This window comes from Steroidobacter sp. (assembly GCF_016790065.1).
In the GTDB taxonomy this organism is placed as follows: Bacteria; Pseudomonadota; Gammaproteobacteria; order Steroidobacterales; family Steroidobacteraceae; genus Steroidobacter.
This window is the reverse complement of sequence record NZ_JAEUPY010000241.1, coordinates 1-19,657: the sequence shown is the minus strand read 5'-3', so window position 1 is coordinate 19,657 and position 19,657 is coordinate 1. Positions and strand designations below refer to the sequence as shown.

Sequence of the window (19,657 nt, the reverse complement as noted above, 5' to 3'; positions counted from 1 at the left end):
AGCAGCACGGCTGGTATGCATCCTTGCAGGCGAGCTTCTAGTCTCGTGACCTCAGACCTCGCTAGTTGAGGTTCGGCTGAGCTTGGCCACCATCGATCTCCTCGATGGTCCGAATGGACGGTACGACCTTCTGCTGCAGCTTCGCCGCGGCCTGCTCCGCTCCGCGTAGTGCTTTCAGAATGTTCCCGCGCGAAAGCTTGATCAGGTCCGCGTCACTCCAACCCCGCCGGATCAACTCCGCGAACAACACGGGATAGCGGGACGTATCTTCCAAGCCAGCGGCCATGCCCTCTTTATTGCCATAGAAGTCGCTGCCAATGGCGACGTGCTCGATGCCGGCCACCTTGCGCAAATACTCGATGTGATCGGCAACGTCGGCCAGCGTGGCTCTCGGCTCCGGATGCTGTGTGACGTACTTGTCCCGGGCCGCGTCGTATTTCTCGTCGCCGAACTGCACGCCGCCGCTGGCTTTGCTGAAGCCTTCTTCCCAAGGCTTCTGCAGCGACGCCTTCACGGTGAACGGCGATATAAAAGATGCCATGACGACGCCACCGTTCTGCGGCAAGCGTCGCAACACCTGATCAGGCACGTTGCGTGGATGCGGCGTGAGTCCCTTGGCGTTGGAATGAGAAAAGATGACCGGGGCAGTCGTCACGTCCAGTGCATCGTTCATGGTGTCGGGAGACACATGCGAAAGATCCACGAGCATGCCAAGGCGATTCATCTCTCGAACCACTTCCTGCCCGAACTTGGTCAAGCCGCCGTGGCGGGAAACATCCGTGGCGGAATCGGCCCAGTCGTTACCCTTGAAGTGGGTCAGGGTCATGTAGCGCACGCCGAGGCCGTAGTAGATACGCAATGCGCCTAGCGAATTCTCTATGGCGTGCCCGCCTTCCACGCCGAGCAACGACGCGATCCGACCCGCTTTGTTGGCACGCTCGATATCATCGGCGGTGAGTGCCAGCTGCAACGCCTCCGGATAGCGCTCGATGACGCGACGGGCAATGTCGATCTGCTCCAGCTGAATTCGCGCGAAGCCCGCCCGCTTCGTATCGTCGGTGCTGGGAATGAACACGGACCAGAACTGGCCGCCGACACGGCCCTCATGCAGGCGCGCCAGATCGGTGTCGTGCGGCGTCGTTTTGCGCAAATCATAGGCAGCGACATCGCGCATCGGTTTGCCGAACTCGCGGATGACGTAAGGCAAATCGTTGTGCCCATCGATCACCGGGTGCTGCTGCAAGAGTTCTTGCGCATGTCGCAAGTTCGCGGGATCAGGCTGCGTGGCGGCACTAGCCAAGCCAAAGACCCATGGCGACAGCAAGGCGATGACGAGGTGTTTTTTCATGAGTTAGAGCGCCGCGTATCGGGAAGTCGTAATAACGCTCTGCGAATATATAGTAATGCGCTGCTCTCGGCACCGTCGTCCGCTCGGATCGTCAGGATCTTCGGCTCTATTCCTCGACCCGACCACCGCTGATGGCGATCGGTCGCAAATGTATCGGCAGGATGACCTTCGATGCGGGCGCGGCGCTCGCCACTTCTTTTACGAAAGGGCCCAGCACCTCCGTTCTTTCCTGCTGGTAGGCCGCCTCGTTCCGATACAGGGGGGAGATGTCCCAGTGGCTCGGCATGACGATCTTGGGAGAACCCGTGGCAGCCAGCAGCCGGTTTGTGTACTCATAGATGTGCCGCCTGGAATTGGTCACGCCCGCGATCAGGATATCCGGCTTCAGCCCCTGCAACTCCCGCTCGATGAAGTTCATCGAGCCCATGGTCAGCACCTCGTACCCGCCCACGCGGATCAGGTACATCAAGGTGCCCCCTTCGATGAAATCCGCCCGCTGCAGCGGCAACTTCACCTCCGGGCCATGCCGGCGGGAATCGAAGTATTTCTTGTCCTCGAATGCGGTATGCAATGACGGGATCACCCGGATCGACAGCCCTTCGAACTGATAGTCCTCGCCGCCTCGTACAGCGTGCAACTGCGCGTCGGGGACGCCCTGAGCGCGCAGCATGTTCCTGGTCGTCTCGGTACCGATGACTTTGGCGCCGGTCTTCTTGGCGATGTGAGGAACGTCCAGAATATGATCGACATGCGAGTGATGGACCAGGATGAAATCCGCCTTGGTCAGCACCTTGTCGATCAGCGCAGTGTCGGGCACGGGACGATCGGCCATCCACAGGCTACGGCTTTTTTCTCGCTCCGCGATGCTTCGCTCCAAGCCGTACTTCAAACCGGAGATGAACGGATCGACCAGGATCACCAGGCCTCCAGACTTGATCTCCCATCCCGCCGTGCCGAGATAGTTGAACTCGATGTCGCCCGCTTGCCCGCTCGCGCTCATCGACGCGGTGAGCAAGCAAATCAAGGCGGCGAGCTTCAGCCGCATTCTGCCGGCCCATGTCTGATATGAAATCATTGGACAGCTCCCGGCTACCAGGTGTACTTCGCCGCAGCGACGAAGTTGCGTTCAGTGCCATACGCGCAGTTGAACTGGCAGGCCGCGAGATATTCCTTGTCCGTGATGTTGTTGACGATCAACTTCAATTCCAGGCTGCGAGTCAGCCAATACCCCAGCGTTGCATCCGCCACCGTGTATGACGGCACGAAGAATCGGCCCCGGGTGCTCAACGAGTCATCGACGTAACGCACGCCCGCGCCAAAGCTCAAGCCCTTGGCCCAACCGTCGGCGACGGAGTAATGCGCCCACAAAGAGGCTCTGTTGCGAGGTAGAGCAGCGAACCGCAGACCTTGATCGCCGGCATTGCTCTTGGTGACGAGCGCATCGGTATAGGAATAGCCGGCCACCAGATCGAGGCCGCGGCTCAAGCTGGCGCTGGCTTCCAGTTCGATACCGCGCGCACGGGCTTCGCCGGTTTGTTGTAGGAATCCGAAGTTGGACAGATCCGTGCGCAGCACGTTTCTTTGTGTCAGCTCGAACAGCGCTACCGTCACCAGGGCGTTGTAGCCCTTCGGCTCATACTTCAAGCCCACTTCGTATTGCTCTCCGGTGAGCGGATCGAACGGCCGACCATTCACATCCCGACCGAAGGCTGGCTGGAAGGACTCGGCATAACTGGCGTACGGCGCGAGGCCATTGTCCAGCAGATAAACCAGACCGGCGCGATAGGTGAGCACATCGTTCTTCAGTTGGCTGGTCGCGCCGGTGCTGCTGGCGGATTTCTCATTCACATGGTCCCGGCGCGCGCCCAGCATGACGATCCAGCGATCGTCGTACTTGATCTGATCCTGGAAGTAGACGCCTGTCTGGGTCGCCGCCTCAGTGCTGCGAGTGGCGGGATTGCGGGTAAACGGATTACCGTAGACGGGCGCGTAAACGTCCTTCGGCTGCAGCACCAGAGCGCTGTCGACGCGATTGAAAGACCGATCACTGTAGTCCAGTCCCACCAGCAAGGTATGTTCGAAGCGCCCCAGCTCGATGTCGCCCTGGAGCTGGTTATCGATGCTGATGCCGTCCTCGGCATCGACCCGCATGCGACCGGAACTGTTCGCTCTCCGATAGTCCGGCGGATTGGTAAACGAGGCGACGCCCACGTAGCCATAGTCAACGGTGGAATCGAACCACAGCGAGTTCGACAATAGCTTCCAGGTATCGTTGAAGCGGTGTTCGACCTGCAAGCCGATGGTCGTGCGATCCGTCTCGAAGAACGTGTCTTCAGGCTCGCCCAGATAGCGAGTGCGCGGGATGCGCCCCAGGCCGGCGGGATTGGGCAGCAGCGTCCCCTCGAGGGGGCTGCCCAAATTGTAGAGCGTGTCCGATTCTCGGTAAGTGGTCAGCAAAGACACGACCGTAGCATCGGAAGGCTGCCATTCGAGCACGCCCGAGACGGCGCGCCGATCGTCCATGACATAGTCGACCATCGTATCGCTGTCGCGTGCTATGCCCGTGACGCGGTATCCCCAAGTGCCGTCTTCCGTACGCCCGGCGAAATCGCCATTGACCTGCTTGCGGTTCCAGCTGCCGCCTTGCAGTTCGAGTTCACGCAACGGCTCATCAGTAGGCCGCTTGGTGACCATGTTGATGATGCCGCCCGGAGCAGCCTGACCGTACAGCACCGACGCCGGCCCCTTGAGCACCTCGACCCGCTCATAGAAATAAGGTTCTTCGGGTCCGTTGATGGTGTTGATCGGGAATCTGCTGCCATTGATGTAGAGCGAACCCGAACTGGCGAAGCCCCGCATGACGAAAGTGGTGCCGACGGTGCCGCTGTTCCTGGTGCCGGCGTCCGCGGAATGAATGCTCGCGCTGTACTGTAGAACAGCCTCCATCGAGCTGGCGCCCTGTGCTTCGATCTGCTTGCTGGTAATGATCGAGACGGACTGCGGCGTCTCGATGAGCGGCGCATCGGTTTTGGTGGCGGCCCGCGAACGATGGGCAGTAACGACGATCTCGCTGACCTCCCCGTCCGCGTGCGTCGACTGACTTTCAGCCTGCACACCACTGGTCGTCGCCGCATCACCAGCACGCTGCGCGGCCCCGGAGCGCTTCGGTTCGGCAATGAGTAATGCGCCGGCCGCGTTGGTCGACAGCTGCAGCGCCGTTCCTTCGAGCAATTTTTCGATAGCATCCTTGGGCGCGTACTCGCCTTTGACACCGCGAGTCTTGAGCCCTTCGACTTGCTCGGGCCGGTACACCAGATCCGCACCGGTCTGGTCGGCCAGCGTCTTGAGCGCATGAGTCAGATCGCCGGCAGGAATATCCAGACTGACGCGTCGCTCGCTCTGCGCCAACCTAAGCGCGGTTCCCTGCGGCTGCTCCACGCCAGCGGCAACGGCGGTTGAGGCAACAGCCATGAGAGCCGTCAAGGCAGCGCTAGTGGCCGAGTATTTGTTTTTCATCGTTCGTGTCCCCGACTGTTGATGCTGCCTTGGTAGTCGTTCGGGGTGCAGAAACCACCTGGATTAAATCGACGTAGCGCCAGCACCGAGCCGCGCCACATTAATACTGAGTCGAACGAGCGGCGTTCATCACCTAAATTTTATTCGCGCGCCGCTACTGGCCGGCCGGCGCGACACAGAGGTAGTCTGTCCGCCATGAACGGCCGGCTCGATTCCTGGTTCAAGCGCGAGGTACTGGTACATGAAACAGTGCTGATGCGGTTTCTCGCCAGAGCCTGGCCCAATCGCGACGAACTCGCCGATCTGCGGCAAGAGGCTTACGCACGGATCTGCGAGGCGTCGCGTGACACCCGCCCCCAGTCGCCCAAAGCGTTCCTGTTCTCCATCGCCAAACACATCATGGCAGACCGCCGGCGCCGTGAACGCATCGTCTCGATACAAGCGGCGGGCGATACCGATCTGTCGAACGATGTGGTCGATGAAAAGACGCCCGATCGGCAGGTCGGCGGCCACCAGGAGCTGGCGCGACTGGCTCGCGCTTTCGATCGATTGCCGGCCAAGTGCCGCAAAGTGGTCTGGATGAGACGCGTGCTGGAGATACCGCAACGGGAAGTGGCGCGTCGCTTGGGCTTGAGCGAGCGCACCGTGGAAGGCCAGGTGCAAAGAGGCAGCCAACTGCTGGCGCAGTACTTGGGCCAGGCTCCCTGGAGCGCCACCTATACCAGCACCGAGCGCTTCTTAGCGAAGGAAAGTTTTGCCGATGACACTCAAGAACAGGACTCGCCATGAGCATGGAAAGCACACAGCGTATTGAAGACGAAGCCGGTCGGTGGCTGGCGCGTCGCGATTCCGGCAACTGGTCCGCGGCGGATGAGCAGGACTTCGAGCGCTGGATGAGTGAGTCCATGGCACATAGCGTCGCCTACTGGCGCTTGCAAAGTGCCTGGGAAGGAGCGCTGCGCTTGAAAGCGTTGGGCGCCGGTTCGCCCAGCGAAGATCCGCCCCCGCCGGGCCAATGGAATCTCTCGCCGTTCTTTGCTCAGCGCGCCCGCGGCAGCGACTCGAAGCGCCTCGCGTTCGGACGCCGCGCCGGTGTGCTGGCAGCAAGCGTCGCGCTCGCGGCTGTGACGTGGGCCGCTGTGCATCTGTGGCAATCGGCCAATAGCTTCACCACGCCGGTCGGCGGCGTCGCCTCGTTGCCGATCGCCGATGGCTCCAAAGTCACTCTCAACACCGACAGCAGGATCAAGGTGGCGATCAGTGAGACCGAAAGACGCATCGACCTCACCTACGGCGAAGCCTTTTTTGAAGTCGCCAAGGATGCCAAGCGCCCCTTCGTGGTCTTCGCCGGCGACAAACGCGTGATCGCCGTCGGCACCAGCTTCTCGGTACGCCGAGGCATGGGCAATGCCGGCGACGACATTGAAGTGGTCGTTACTGAAGGCGTGGTGAAGATCGTCTCGGCCGGCGCCCCGGACTCGAAACAAAGCGCAGCGCAATCCTTGCCCGCGGGCAGCATAGCTCGCACCAGCGGTACCGAGCTGATCGTTCAACACAAAGAAACACGCGAAGCGGAACAAGAACTGAGCTGGCGCAGCGGCATGTTGGTCCTCAAGAACGTCACGCTGGCCGCGGCGGCGGCGGAGTTCAATCGTTACAACCAACGCAAAATCCTGATCGAGGATGCCTCAGTCGCCAGCTTGAGCGTCGCCGGCAACTTCCGGTCGACCGGCGTGGAGTCGTTCGTCGATATCGTGGAGAAAGGTTATCCGGTCCGCGTCAGCCAGCGTAACGGCGATTTCTTGGTGAGCGCCGAGCGCTGAGGCCGCTACTGCGCCAGAAAATCCAGCACCATTTGATTGAACACCTGCGGCACCTGCCAGATGCCGAAGTGACTCGCGTTAGGCAGGATGGCTAGCTGTGCGCCGGGAATGAGGCGCGCCATTGCGATGGTGTGATCGAGCTCGTAGTACTCATCGTAGTAACCGGCCGAGATCAACGTTGGGGTATGGATGGCGCGCAACTGTGCATCACTGTAGTTGGGCTGATTCGCATACATGGCACCCAACGCCTGACGGAAGGCGTCGAATTTGTCTGGCGTAGGAGATAGCGCAGCGTATTCGCGCGTCGACAACTCGGCCCAAGCCGGCCCCGTTGGACTGTCCAGCGGCTCGGCCCGCGCACCGTCGGTTCGGTAGTTCGCGCCGAAGGCGACCAGCCGAACCAATCGCTCGGGATGGCGGATGGCCAGGTCGAGGCCAATGATTCCACCATCGCTCCACCCCACGATCGACGCTTTCGAGATCTGCAACTGATCCATCAGCGCCACCAAGTCATCGGCCATCTGCCGATAGCTCAAGGGTTCGGTGCCGAGCGTGCTCCGGCCGTGTCCACGGCTATCGATGGTCAACACCTGATAACGCGTCATGAATGCAGGAATCTGCAGGGCCCAGTGATCGCCCTGCCCTGAACCTCCATGCAGCAGGATGAGCGGTTCGCCACGACCGTACAGCGCGTAATGCAGACGCACGCCATTGACCGCAGCCATTCCCTGTTTCACTGGCGCCGGTGGCGGTGGTGGTAGCGGCAATGTGCGCCAAACTGGTTCGGCGGCCCACGCACCTGTAGCCAACACACTGAGCAAGACCATCCAAAGAGCGCGACGAATGTTAAGAGACGTCATAGTTTCTTCAGTGTAGTCCAGTGCGTCAGCAGATAGCTATCAATTGAGCCTGGCAGGCCGCGGGCCTGGGCCGCGACCCCGCCATTCATCACCGTGCCCCGCAATTTCAAAGACAACGACAGCGCGTTCGAATGCCGGCGCCGAATGTCATCCGTACCCAGCGAGCCAATCACGTTACCAGACAACCAGCCGTCTTCGAACTTCACGTCGGACACCAGCGCTGTGAATTCACTGCCAATCTTCGCGTGAACCTGCCCGCACTCCAAGAACTCAAGAGTGATTGGCACCTCGCTCTGATAGGTGTGCACAGTGCCGCTCCAACGTCCCAGCAGCGCGGGCGGCGGCGTGAATGCAGGCTTCGGTGCTGCTGCCTCTTCCTCAGACTCCTGATCCGCTTTCCGCTTGGGTAGCAAGATCTTGAGCACCTCATCCACGATGCCATCCGAGATGTCGAAGTCGCCACTCTTGTTACTTAATAGGCTGACGACGATGTGCTCGGAGGGGACCAGGCGATAGATGGAATGAACGCCCGGCAGGTTGCCGCCGTGAGATACTTCCGAATAGCCATCCGCCCGCGGCCTTACGGCCCATCCTATGCCGTAGCCCTGACCGCTGTAATGACGGCTGGTGGGGCGATGCATTTCAACTAGCGACGCATCGGACAAGATCCGCGCCTGATCGGCAACGCGGTCCTGCAAGTGAAGCATGCCGAAGCGCGCAAGATCGTGGACGCTCGAATACATGCCACCCGCGCCCAGCGTATCGACGGAATACAGCGGGATACGCGCATCGGTATCGTCATAGGCAACAGCAATGTAATCCTTGAGCGCATCGTCGCGACCGACCGAGGTATGCGTCATGCCCAGCTTGGCAAAGACCCTCGCACGCATGAACTCATCGAACGGTTGTTCGGAAACCTGCGCAATCACCGCTTCGAGCGCGCCATAGCCGAGATTGGAATACTCGAAGCGTTCGCCAGGCGCGGTGATCAAGTTGCCATAGTGCTGCAGGGTCGTGCCGATCGCTGGCCGGGGCTCACCAGAATAGAAAATCTGGTGGTGCATCGGCAGCCCCGCAGTATGGTTCGCCACACGACGCACGGTTGCTTGAGTAGCGTCGCCGATCCGCGCTTGCAATCGGACGGGCCCAAGGTAGTCATCGATGGGACGATCCAGCTCCACCTTGCCAGCCTCGACCAGCACCATCAAACCCGTCGCAGTGATAGGTTTGGACGTCGACGCGAGCAAATAGACGGTGTGCGGTGTGGCTGGAACCCGATTCTCACGATCGGCCCAGCCGAAACCTTCTTCCCACAAAATCTTGCCGTGCTGAGCCACGGAAATCGCTACGGACGGAGTGCCCGCTTTCGTCATCTCCGCACGGATATGCTCTCTGACGGCAGAGAATCGATCCGTGGCGGGCGCTGCTACCGCCGACCCGAAATGAAGTGCTAGAGCTGACGCCGACAGGAGCGCGGCATGCCGCGCTCTCATCACTCCAATTGAACTCACAGCGTCGCCCGAACCGTCAGCATCACCGCACGCGGTTCTCCGTACATGTTACGTGCGCTCGCATCCCAGATCGCGGAGTAGTAATTGCGATCGAACAGATTGCTGATCGTCAGCGTGGTTCTGAGCTTCTCGCTGACCTTATAGCCGACCTGCAAGTCAGCTACGGTGTAGCCATCAGCCTCGACGATAGTCACTGCTGGTGTGCCCTCGGCGTAATAGACACCGTTCTGTTTGTGCACGCCCAAGCCGACATTCCAGCCCTGCAAGGCGCCACCGAACAGCGAGCCGTCGAACCGATAGTTGCTCCAGAGTTTGAACACATGATCCGGCAACCGTGTGTTGAAAGCTTCACCGGTCTGGGCATCTTCTTGACTGTAAGCCGTATATCCCAAGGTCAGATCCCAACCCGGCTGCAGCCGCCCGACGATCTCCATCTCCCAGCCTTTGGTCTCGATCAGGCCGGCGGCTTTGTAACAAACATCGCCGTTGAAACAGGGATGGTTGGGATCGGTGTCCGGCGTCGCCAAGTTGCTGTCGCGGAGCCGGAAGACGGCGAATGACGTGTTCAACCGCCCATCGAAGTGTTCGCCCTTGAGTCCCGTCTCGACTTGGTAGCCGACGCGCGGATCGAGCAAATTGGCCTGATAGTCCAGATCACTCTGCGGCTGGAACACTTGCGTATAGCTGCCGTACCACGAGAACTCGCGACTGATGTCCCAAACCACACCGGCGTAAGGCGTGAACTCACCATTGGTTGGTTCGCCGTCCTGCCACGGAACGGGTGAATCGATCGGCGCGAACCCGCGCGACGCGTCGGAATAATCGCTGACCCGGCCACCGAGAATCACAGTGAGCGGATCTAACAAACTGATGCGCGCCATGCCGTAGACGCCCTGCTGATCCACGCGACTGCCCAATGAAAAGGTCCGCGCGGGTACCACTGACGCATCGACTCCGGGATTGAACGCATTCAAGGATCCCAGGCTGGCCCCTCCCCAAGGAATTTCGCGATCGAAGCGGTCGACATTGAAGCCCAGCAGCAAGTCATGCTTGCGCCCGAACAGCTCGACCGAACCCGTGACGTTGATGTCGATACCCAAGCTCTCGTATTCGATGGCGTAGGTGGCTGCCCAGAAATCCATCTGATCGGTGGCAGCGTCGATGGGGCTCGATGGCTCGCCGGCCCGGTAGTCAAACAGCGATTCGCGACGATTGACGTTGAGCTTCACCTTCCAGCCATTGTCGAAGCGATGCACGACATCGAACACTTGCTCGTCGATGTTGCGCTTGACAGTGGACCAACCCGTTATCAGATTGATCGAGCGCGGCGCGCCGAGCAATGCATACGATCCATCGCCGTAAACATACATCGGCTGTCCATTGGTCGGCGTGAGATCGGTACGCTGTACACCAGCCGACAGTCCCACGGTCGTGGCCTCGGTCACGTCGAACTCGACGATGCCGTAGCCCGTCCACGACTGCTTGTCCGCCTTGTCGTAAAAGTAATCGCGCTGCTCGCCGATCAGTACCGCACGCCCGCGCAGGCGTCCGGAGGCACTGAGTGGGCCAGTAAAGTCCACATCGCCGTGATAGTTGTTCCATGAGCCGACCGAGAGACTAGCCCCCGCACCGAATTGGTCGCGCGGCCGCTTACGCACCATGTTGACCGTGCCGCCAAGCTCACCGACACCGGTCGCCAGACCAGCAGGCCCTCGCAACACTTCGACGCGATCGTAAATCGCCATATCGAACTGCGAATCGCCCATCACCACGGAACGACTGCCTGCGACACCGTCGAACTGCGCGCCCATGAGGTTGCCTCTGGCATAGGCGTTGACGGAACCACCGCCGTCGCCTTGATCGTGCGCAAAGATGCCGACGGTGCTGTCGAGCACTTCGCCGAGCGTAGTGATGTTTTGATCTTCCATGCGCTGGCGAGTCATGATCGACACGGACTGCGGAATGTTTCGTAGTGTCTGCGCTTCCTTGCCAAACGACAGCAGGTCGAGCGTGCCCTTGCCAGTGACGATGACTTCTTCCACCGCGTCCGGCGAATCGAGTTGATCCCGCAGCAACAACGACGAGCGTGCGCCGCTGGGTTTGGCATCGGAAATCACCAGCACACCCGTGGTATCGGTTCTCACCGACAGCGGCGTGCCTTGAAGCAACTGCTTCACGGCATCTTCAGCTGAGATCTTGCCGCGCACGCCGGATGTGCGCAGGTCTTTGACCAACTCGGGCCGATAGGCCAACTCGACGCCAAACTGTTTGCCCAGCGTCTCGAGCGCAGCGATCAGCGTCCCCGAGGGAATATCGATGTCTTGCGGCTCGCCGGCAAAGGCCGTGAAGGCCAGTCCGCAACAGCCCAGCGCAGCCAGAACTGCCGCTCTCAATTCATGTAATTTCATTTCCGGTGACTCCCCATACGGCTGTGCTCGAAATGATTGCCGTATCTATTGAGATCCTCACCGGCGACAAATCCCCCCTCAGCCACTCACAATCAACGGCTGTCCTTCGCCGCGCTCAGTAAAATCCGTTCACCCTGATCGCTGGCCTGAATCGCGAACTCCTGCTCCAGCACGCGCACGAAGGCGGCGATGTTGTTCATTCTCAGATTGGCGCCGATGCGCAGTTGAGCGATGGACGGATCGGCGATCACCAGTTTGCGCTCGTTGTAACGATTGAACTCGGCGACTGCTTCCGACAGCGACGTGTCGCGGAAATTCAGGAAACCCGAACGCCAGGCGAGATTGGCTTCAGCTTCATTGAGTTTAGGCGCCGCTACAGTCACACCCATCGCATCGGCACGCGCCACCTCACCCGCTCCAAGTTCAGTTGCATGCGCACCTCGCGGGTCTTCGGCCACAGTGTCGACGCGCACTCGGCCCTCCACCACGACCACACGAGCGCTCGCGCCAGTCCTCCAGACGGAGAACTTGGTGCCCACTGCAATGACTCGCTGATCACCGGCGTAGACGACGAAAGGCCGAGACGCATCCTTGGCGACTTCGAAGAACGCCTCACCCTCGCGCAGGTCGATACGACGCTGCGTGTCGGTGAGAGTCACTTGCACCTTGCTGCTGGTGTTCAATGTTACTTGCGAGCCATCAGCCAGCGGCACTCGCTCGATGCGCCCAATGGCAGTCGCATAAGACTCCTGGCCCTGTCGCATCAGCCACCAACCGGTGGTCCCAGCCAGCGCCATCACCACACTGGCCGCGAGCCCGAACCATTTGCCGCGCGCCGACTTGGTCGCATTGCTCGGCGGAGGAGCCACGCCTTCATCGACGTCGGGCCGCGAATCGGCGCGGGCAGCAGGCACGCTGTCAGGCACAGGAAACGTTTGCAGCCGCCACTGCCCTCGCGGCGGTATTTCGTTTGCGTCGACACCCGCACCCAACGCGCGCAACTTGTTTGCTTGATTCCATGATCGTCGCAGGCGCAGATACTCGACTTTGTTCGCCGGCGAATGCTCCAGCCATTGCGCCAGCTGCGCTTCGTCAGCCTCGCTCCAGTTGCCGCTGTCGCGCTTACTCAGCCACTCCGCGGCTACTTCTTCTATCTGTTGGCTACGCACGTTCCGCTGCCTCCTGTGCGGTTGCTCTTTCATCTTCCGCTGCCAGCGCGTCGCTGCCGGCATCCGCCAGCGCCATGGCCAGCAGCCTCATGCCTCGTGCCACCTGCTTCTCCACTGCCTTCTCTTGAATGCCCAGTCGCTGCGCCACTTCCTTCTGCGACAGCTGCTGCACCTTGCGCATCCACATCACGCTACGACAACGCTCAGGCAAGCGGTCGAAAGCCCGGGCCAGTTGCGTCAACTCCTGGACGCCGGCCAGATCCTGTTCTGGCGAAGCTTCGTCCACCAATACATTCAGCGCATCCAATTCGCCGCCGGCACCGATGAAGATCACCTTGTTCCGGCGCAGTCGCTTGATCACCAAGTTTCGTGCGGTAGTAAACAGGAACGCCTTCGGCGCATACGGCGGGACCGGAGAGGCCGCCGCGAACACCCTGATGTAGATCTCCTGCCGCAGATCTGGAACTTCATCCCGCTGCGGCCAGACCCGATTCAGATAGCGCATCAACGCTGCCTCATGCGGCAGAATTTCGCGATCGAACCATTCCTCGGGCGACACGGACATGACGCCACACTACTGCCAAGTTACTGGCAAATACAGCGCGGCAGGCGGGTTTCCGCGGGTTCGAAAATCTTTTGAGTTAGCTGAGGTTCCGACGGGGGGATTTCGTCGGCTCGAGGATCTTTAATATGAATCGGCGGGCGCGTTATGCGTCGCGCTTGCGCTTACGCGCCTGGGCTGGCTTCTTACCGGACAGCGCCGGCCATAGTCTTTCTACTTTGGGATTGCGTGCTTGCCGGTCTCGGTAGGCGACCACCGACATGCTCTGACTCCAGCCTTCCAGAGCCACCAGGCTTCCCGGCGGCGCGCCTTCCGCCGAACAGTCCGGCAGCCAGGCGACGCCTCGACCTTCCACACAAAGATTACGCAACACATCGGCCATGTCGGCCTCGAACACACAGCGACCGATCAGTCGTGGTCGCACCGATTCGATGATCAGATCCACCATTCGGCCCAAGTAAGCACCGGAGGAATACATCAACAACGACAACGGCGCTCGCTGGGTCCCCGGAAAATGTTTCTGTACGTTCGCGGCCAGACTTGCCGCCACGTAGGGACGCAGATTTTCTGCACCGATGACGACGCGCTCGTATTGAGCGGACAGATGAATCGGTTGCTCGGCCGTATGGAAACAAATGAGCAGGTCAGCGTTGCCGGAGACCAATGCGGTGACAGTGTCGTGGACATTGCCGGGCACGGCGGTGCAGGTCACATCATTCATGTGGAGCCCACCCCACTCCGCCCACCACGCGGCGAGGCGCCCAGTGGCAAGAGCATGTGGAAGCGCGATCCGCACCTGCTGACCTCGCCCGACCACCGCACCAGTGAGCGACGTCTTGGCGTCCGCCACTTGCAGTACGATCTCGGCGGCGCGTTCGCGAAATCGTTCGCCTTCCGGCGTGAGCTTGGTGGGAAAGGCGCTGCGATCGATCAGCGGCACGCCCAACCATTGCTCGAGGCTTTGAATGCGCCGGCTGAACGCGGCCTGCGAGCTGTTACGGATCTCGGCGGCGCGAGTGAAGTTACCCGTCTCGGCGATGGTCAGGAAATCTTGCAGCCAGCGAATATCCATTCCGATGCCGAGTAGTTAAGCGGCCCGCACGTTTGTATCGTCACGCATGGATTCTTTCACGCACAGGCGGGCGAGCGCGAGCGTCGAATCGATACATCGATCCTGGATGGCGGTATTGGCCAATGCTACTGGCAATTCGGTGCAGCCTAGGATCAACACTTCGGCGCCGGCTGCGAACAAGCGATCGGCAGCTTCCAGTGCGGCACGGGTTCCTTGCGCCAGGTCACCACCTTTGACAGCTGCAATCGACGCATCGACCAGGTTCTGCACGGCTTCGTCGCCGGTCATCAACGGCTCGAACGCCGCCCCCAAACGACCGGAGTACACGCCTGCAAGGTGCGTCCCTCGGGTCGCCATCAACGCGACCTTCTTGTCGTGCGCCCCACTCAGAATCAGCTCCTGCCTCACGGCTTCCGCGATATGCAGCAGTGGCAGCTCTTGGAGTTGCGAAAGCTGTGCATGCCAGTGATGGGCAGTGTTACAGGGAATGACCGCCAGCTCAACGCCGGCCCGCGCCAGCCTGCGCAAGCCGGCCAGCATCGGCGCCAACGGAGCATCGCCACCGCCCATGATGGCCGCGGTTCGGTCAGGAATCTGCGGCACCTGATGCACGATCAAGGGCATGTGCGCCTGGTCGCAAGTCGCCGGCGTCAAAGCGACCACTTTGGCCATGAAGTCGATGGTGGCCATCGGCCCCATGCCGCCCAGGACCCCGATCAAACGCCGCGTCGAGTCGTTCATCGCCCCAGTGTGCTGTCGGCCCCTTGCCGGCCCGATGCAGTCTTTGCATAGCGAGCGGTAGTGGACGGCGTGCTGCCGGGCCTTTGGGACGCGCCGAGATCGCCTACGCAATAGCCCTGAGTGACCGGCCTCACAGCGTCGCCAGGATCAGCGTCGCACAGACTGCTTGACGCGGTCGCGCGGCCGTTATATCCCGGTGCGTTTTCCAAGAACACGAAAAGGTTGGTAACGGTTTGCGCGGCAGGCTCCTGGTCTTTGGCTTGGTGGCGAGTGTGGTCGCGCTACTCGTGGCGATGGGCTTCGTCTCGCGCGTTTTGATCGGCCGTTTCGACAAGATCGAGCTGGAGCAGACCACCGAGCGGGCCGCGCAGGTGGCCCGGGCGTTCGAGTCCGACCTGGGGCAGTTGGCGATGAGCACGCGCGACTATGCCGAGTGGGACGATGCGCAGGCCTATGTGCTCGGCCAGAAGCGGGACTTTCTGAGCGCGAATTTCTCGGTCGACTCGCTCCAAGGCATGGATGTCGATGTCGTCGCCATCCTGGCGGGCGACGGGGCGGACACCTACTCGGCGCTACTGCCCGAAGCCGGCCCCGAGCTGATCTCCCCGGCCCCGAAAGAATTACTCGATCTGTTCGGCCAGCTGCGGCCCACCGAGCCGAGCCTGCGCAAGCTGGAATCGACCCGGCGAATTTTGCAAACCTCTCAAGGACTGCTGGCGTTCGCCGCCGTGGAAATTCGACGCTCGGACAAGTCGGGCGCCACCGGTTCGGTGATGTTCTTCGCGCGTTTCATCCGGCCGCACGACATCACCCGCATCGAGCAGGACAGCCGCCTGCCGGTCAAGCTGGTGGTCATCGACACCTCGCGGACGCCCGCCCCGCACCTGCCAGCCAGTGTCCAGTCGTGGATATCCGGTGCAGCCGGCGATCGAGCGCTGGATGCGCAAGTCACGGGCAATGATTCCGTTGTGGGATACGCCCTGGTCCGTGACGTGGCCGACCAACCGATCGCCTATTTCACCACTCAACTCCCGCGCGATTTGGGTCATCTGGGTCGAGACACCACCTGGAAAGTCATGGGCGCGCTCGCCGCGTTGGTGTTACTCGCCGCGGCGGCACTGTTCGCGTTGCTGTATCGCTTGCGACAAAGCTGGGCCGCGCAAGCCGAGCTGGAGAGCCGTCATCGCAACATCCTCGCCCATCTGAATGAAAGCGTGGTGCTGGCGGATCCCGTGTCCGGTCGCATTCTCGATGCCAACGAAACGCTGATGCGCACCCTCGGCTACGTCCGGGACGATCTGCCGTCGCTCAACCTGCGCAGTCTGTATGTTGATCTGCCAACGTCGCTGGATGGTCCGCTACCAGCAATGGAACTGCATCTGCGAGCGCGTGACGGTAGCGTGCACGAAGAAGAGGTGACCATCACCGACGTGGTCGAAGGCCGGCATCGCCTGATCTGTATCGTCGGTCGCGATGTCACCCAGCGCAAACAAGCCGAGCAGGCGCTGCAAGAGAATCAGCATCGCCTGACCCATCTCATTCAACACGACTCACTCACCGAGTTGCCCAATCGCACCTATCTGGATGCCCATCTGCCGGCAATGCTGGAACAGATGCGTGCTTCGGGACAGGGCCTCGCGTTGCTACACATCGATCTCGATCGCTTCAAGAACGTCAACGATTCGGGCGGGCACGGCTTCGGTAACGCCGTCATCAAAATCATAGCGCGCCGTCTGTGTGCAGCCACCTCGGCGCACGACACCGTCCTGCACCTGAGCGGCGACGAATTTGTCGTCATCGCGCTAGAAACGACGCAGGGACCGGGACTGCGCGCATTGGCCGATAGACTGTTGGCGAAGATTCGCGAACCGGTGGTGGTAAACGACTCACGCATTTCATTGAGCGCGAGCGTCGGCATCTCCGTCTATCCCAATCATGGCGACGACGCAGCGTTGCTACTGAGGCATGCGGACATCGCGCTCCATCGAGCCAAGGACGACGGTCGAGACTGCTATCGCGAGTTCGCGCAGGAAATGACAGCGGAGATCAGCGAGCATCTTGCGCTGGAACAAGCGCTACGACGTGCAGTGGATGAAGATCGCATCCACGTCGAGTATCAACCAGTCGTGGATCTGCAGACCGGTCTGCTGGTCTCGTTCGAAGCATTGGCTCGCTGGAACGATCCGGAACTCGGTTCGGTGTCCCCGGGCCGATTCATTCCGGTCGCCGAGAAGAGCGGCATGATCATCGCGCTCACGGAGCAGGTGGTTCGCAAGGTCTGCAAACAGTTGAGCGAATGGCAGAGCAACGGGCTGCTGCTGGCGCCGGTAGCCGTCAACGTGCCGCCGACGCAGTTCGAACGCACTCAGTTCCCGATTTACGTGCAGGAAACCGCGCTCGAATACCAGGTCGATCCTCGCTGGCTGTCGTTCGAGGTCACCGAGTCGGCGTGGATGCAGAACTCCAGCAAGCACGTGGTCATGATCGACTCGCTGCGGCACGAAGGCTCGCGGGTGTATATCGACGACTTCGGCACCGGCTTCTCCAATCTGAGCTATCTGAAAACGCTGCCGGTGGACGCCGTCAAGATCGACCAATCGTTCGTGCGCAATATCGAAACCGACCCGAGCGACGAAGCCATCGTCACCGGCATCATCGCCATGGCTCGCCAACTGAGCCTGGCCACGGTCGCCGAAGGTATCGAAACCGAAGCCCAAGCTCAGCGACTACGCGCGTTGGGTTGCTTCTACGGTCAAGGTTATTACTTCAGCCGCCCCATGGCCGCCGACCGCTGTCGCGCGCTGCTTGAACAACTCGCTGAAGCGCAGCGAGTGACAGAGACACTGACGATGCGAGCCTTCAAGAAGGTCGCGGGTTAGTACTCGTAACCGCTCTCACTCAGCAACCGACGCAGCGGCTCCATTTGCTCGGCGTAATTACGCCAGCGACCCACCGAACGTTGGTAGATGGGTTGACGGACTTGCCAGCGGCTCGGCGTTCGCACCGCTCGATCGGCTTGCTGAAACTTCAAGCAAGCCTCATCCCATTCCAAACCACAGTAGTCGACCAGTGCATGAACCTGGGTCGACGAATCCGCTACTAACTGCTCGTAGCGCAGCTCGAACATCGGTAACGGCAGCGTCGCGCGCCAATGCGCCATGAGCCGATCGTACTGCAGGAAGTACTGACCGAAAAAATCCAGGCGTGTGGAGAAATCATTCTCCATATCGAACTGTTCGATCAGGCAAGACAAACCGACATCCATCGGGTCACGTCGACAATGCACGATCCGCGCGCGAGGAAACAGCGTGGCGATCATGCCTAGATGCATGAAGTTGACCGGCAGCTTATCGGTGATACGCAGCGCTTCACCGGCCTGCGCCTGCAGACTTCGCAAATACTCCTCCGCCAACGCCGCCAGCTGAGATTCATCGAGCGTGTCGATATTGGCTGGATAGCCCGGTCGTAATCCTTTGAGGATGCGCGGCAAATCCTGCAACTCGCCGGCACCGTACACCGACTTGTGACTGGCCAGAATCTGCTCGGTGAGTGTGGTGCCAGAGCGCGGCATGCCCACGATAAATATGGGCCGTGCTGAGTCGCTGCCGTGGCGCGGCGCTCTCTGGAAAAACGTCGGTGAGAAAGCATCGATAGTGCGATCGACTTGATCGACGATACGACGCACGTCGAATCCGGCGCCGCGTTCGCCGACGATGCGTTTGGCGGCGAGGAAATGCTCGAACGCTTGCGCGTATCGACCTTCGCGGTCGTGATACTTGCCCAGGCCACTATTCAGCTTGATTCGCTCCTCATCGCCGACCGATGCATCGGTGAGCAATTGCTGCGCGCGGTGGATATTCTCAAGCGTCGGTTCATAGAAGCGAAGTGAGATCAGGTTGGCCAACGCACCCGCATGGCGCGGATTGATCTCGAGCGCGCTCTGGTAGTGGCCGGCAGCTTGCTCGAAGCGCCCCTTCTGCTCCATCAACACCGCGACGTTGCGGTGGGCACGCACGTGCTGCGGATCGATTTCCAGCGCGCGCTGATACAGGACGAGTGCGGCATCGGAATCGCGCTGTTCGTTCAGAGCGTTCGCCAGGTTGTAAGCCGCGTTCGCCGACTGCGGATCGAGTTCGAGCACGCGTCGATACAGCTCGATGGCTCGCACCGGATCGCGCACCAGCAAGGCGTTCGCCAGGCTGTTGATGGAATCCGCATGCGTCGCATCGGCCTGCACGGCTTTCTCGAAACAGTCGAGCGCTGCAGGCTTGTTCTTCAGCCGCACCCACATCTGGCCAAGATGATTGTGAGCCCGCGCATCGCTGGGATCGAGCGCTATCGACCGCTGCAACAGGCGTACCGCTTCACTCGGGTGGCCCGTTTGTTGCGCAATCAAACCAAGATAATGAAGCGCGCGCGAATGCTCCGGAAACGCCGCAATAACTTCCTTGTAGACCTCGTAGGCGAAAGGAATATCGCCTTGCTTGTGACGCGCGAATGCAGCTTCGACGCGCGCATCCGCCTCGGCACGAATGAATGTGGCTCTCAGGTCATGGGACATGGCCCTTCTCGCCCAGCACCGGCAAGCTCAACACCGAGCGCGTCGCTGCCCCCACGTGAATCGCCAATTTCGGGGCAGGATCACGT

Annotated in this window: 14 protein-coding genes; 3 read left to right on the top strand and 11 right to left on the bottom strand. The window is 60.7% G+C overall.

The window, feature by feature from the left end; translation table 11 throughout:
- Positions 1-61: 61 nt before the first annotated feature.
- From JNL55_RS10450 to JNL55_RS10440, 3 genes are all read right to left on the bottom strand, one after another.
- Complete coding sequence (locus JNL55_RS10450; protein ID WP_293852751.1) at positions 62-1,348, bottom strand: dipeptidase; 1,287 nt, start codon at positions 1,346-1,348, stop codon at positions 62-64.
- A 106-nt stretch (positions 1,349-1,454) separates the two neighbouring features.
- Positions 1,455-2,423 (bottom strand): MBL fold metallo-hydrolase, encoded by a 969-nt coding sequence (locus JNL55_RS10445; RefSeq protein ID WP_293852749.1) that lies wholly within the window; start codon positions 2,421-2,423, stop codon positions 1,455-1,457.
- Between the two features lie 14 nt (positions 2,424-2,437).
- The gene (locus tag JNL55_RS10440) at positions 2,438-4,819 is read right to left on the bottom strand and encodes a TonB-dependent siderophore receptor (protein WP_293852747.1); all 2,382 of its coding nucleotides are present in this window, start codon (positions 4,817-4,819) and stop codon (positions 2,438-2,440) included.
- Positions 4,820-5,059: 240 nt separating this feature from the next.
- On the opposite strand from JNL55_RS10440, the gene JNL55_RS10435 reads away from it, so the two are divergent.
- Both JNL55_RS10435 and JNL55_RS10430 read left to right on the top strand, forming a co-directional pair.
- Positions 5,060-5,653 (top strand): RNA polymerase sigma factor, encoded by a 594-nt coding sequence (locus JNL55_RS10435; protein ID WP_293852745.1) that lies wholly within the window; start codon positions 5,060-5,062, stop codon positions 5,651-5,653.
- Positions 5,650-6,687, top strand: a complete 1,038-nt coding sequence (locus JNL55_RS10430) for a FecR family protein (RefSeq protein ID WP_293852743.1) — start codon at positions 5,650-5,652, stop codon at positions 6,685-6,687. Before JNL55_RS10435 ends, JNL55_RS10430 begins: the two co-directional genes overlap by 4 nt.
- 5 nt (positions 6,688-6,692) lie before the next feature.
- Here JNL55_RS10430 and JNL55_RS10425 read toward each other — a convergent pair whose 3' ends face one another.
- From JNL55_RS10425 to JNL55_RS10395, 7 genes are all read right to left on the bottom strand, one after another.
- Positions 6,693-7,412 (bottom strand): alpha/beta fold hydrolase, encoded by a 720-nt coding sequence (locus tag JNL55_RS10425; RefSeq protein WP_293852741.1) that lies wholly within the window; start codon positions 7,410-7,412, stop codon positions 6,693-6,695.
- A gap of 131 nt (positions 7,413-7,543) precedes the next feature.
- Entirely contained in the window at positions 7,544-9,040 is a 1,497-nt protein-coding gene (locus tag JNL55_RS10420; RefSeq protein WP_293852739.1) for a serine hydrolase domain-containing protein, read from the bottom strand.
- 14 nt (positions 9,041-9,054) lie between these two features.
- Positions 9,055-11,466, bottom strand: a complete 2,412-nt coding sequence (locus JNL55_RS10415) for a TonB-dependent siderophore receptor (protein WP_293852737.1) — start codon at positions 11,464-11,466, stop codon at positions 9,055-9,057.
- A 92-nt stretch (positions 11,467-11,558) separates the two neighbouring features.
- Positions 11,559-12,635, bottom strand: coding sequence for a FecR family protein (locus JNL55_RS10410; RefSeq protein ID WP_293852736.1), 1,077 nt, complete (start codon positions 12,633-12,635; stop codon positions 11,559-11,561).
- Entirely contained in the window at positions 12,628-13,200 is a 573-nt protein-coding gene (locus JNL55_RS10405) for an RNA polymerase sigma factor (protein ID WP_293852734.1), read from the bottom strand. Before JNL55_RS10405 ends, JNL55_RS10410 begins: the two co-directional genes overlap by 8 nt.
- Positions 13,201-13,342: 142 nt before the next feature.
- Entirely contained in the window at positions 13,343-14,269 is a 927-nt protein-coding gene (locus tag JNL55_RS10400; protein ID WP_293852732.1) for a LysR family transcriptional regulator, read from the bottom strand.
- 15 nt (positions 14,270-14,284) lie between these two features.
- Complete coding sequence (locus tag JNL55_RS10395; RefSeq protein ID WP_293852730.1) at positions 14,285-15,010, bottom strand: aspartate/glutamate racemase family protein; 726 nt, start codon at positions 15,008-15,010, stop codon at positions 14,285-14,287.
- A 233-nt stretch (positions 15,011-15,243) separates the two neighbouring features.
- On the opposite strand from JNL55_RS10395, the gene JNL55_RS10390 reads away from it, so the two are divergent.
- Positions 15,244-17,889: an EAL domain-containing protein gene (locus JNL55_RS10390; RefSeq protein WP_293852728.1), complete on the top strand. Its 2,646-nt coding sequence runs from the start codon at positions 15,244-15,246 to the stop codon at positions 17,887-17,889.
- Here the strand turns inward: JNL55_RS10390 and JNL55_RS10385 are convergent.
- Positions 17,886-19,571: a tetratricopeptide repeat-containing sulfotransferase family protein gene (locus JNL55_RS10385; protein WP_293852726.1), complete on the bottom strand. Its 1,686-nt coding sequence runs from the start codon at positions 19,569-19,571 to the stop codon at positions 17,886-17,888. The genes JNL55_RS10390 and JNL55_RS10385 overlap by 4 nt on opposite strands.
- Positions 19,572-19,657 lie beyond the last annotated feature (86 nt).

Coding starts and splice junctions, on each gene's coding strand:
- JNL55_RS10435 (WP_293852745.1), top strand. CDS start 5,060: ATGAACGGCCGGCTCGATTCCTGGTTCAAGCGCGAGGTACTGGTACAT.
- JNL55_RS10440 (WP_293852747.1), bottom strand. CDS start 4,819: ATGGCTGTTGCCTCAACCGCCGTTGCCGCTGGCGTGGAGCAGCCGCAG.
- JNL55_RS10415 (WP_293852737.1), bottom strand. CDS start 11,466: ATGAAATTACATGAATTGAGAGCGGCAGTTCTGGCTGCGCTGGGCTGT.
- JNL55_RS10430 (WP_293852743.1), top strand. CDS start 5,650: ATGAGCATGGAAAGCACACAGCGTATTGAAGACGAAGCCGGTCGGTGG.
- JNL55_RS10400 (WP_293852732.1), bottom strand. CDS start 14,269: ATGGATATTCGCTGGCTGCAAGATTTCCTGACCATCGCCGAGACGGGT.
- JNL55_RS10420 (WP_293852739.1), bottom strand. CDS start 9,040: ATGAGAGCGCGGCATGCCGCGCTCCTGTCGGCGTCAGCTCTAGCACTT.
- JNL55_RS10450 (WP_293852751.1), bottom strand. CDS start 1,348: ATGAAAAAACACCTCGTCATCGCCTTGCTGTCGCCATGGGTCTTTGGC.
- JNL55_RS10385 (WP_293852726.1), bottom strand. CDS start 19,571: ATGTCCCATGACCTGAGAGCCACATTCATTCGTGCCGAGGCGGATGCG.
- JNL55_RS10425 (WP_293852741.1), bottom strand. CDS start 7,412: ATGGCTGCGGTCAATGGCGTGCGTCTGCATTACGCGCTGTACGGTCGT.
- JNL55_RS10395 (WP_293852730.1), bottom strand. CDS start 15,010: ATGAACGACTCGACGCGGCGTTTGATCGGGGTCCTGGGCGGCATGGGG.
- JNL55_RS10445 (WP_293852749.1), bottom strand. CDS start 2,423: ATGATTTCATATCAGACATGGGCCGGCAGAATGCGGCTGAAGCTCGCC.
- JNL55_RS10405 (WP_293852734.1), bottom strand. CDS start 13,200: ATGTCCGTGTCGCCCGAGGAATGGTTCGATCGCGAAATTCTGCCGCAT.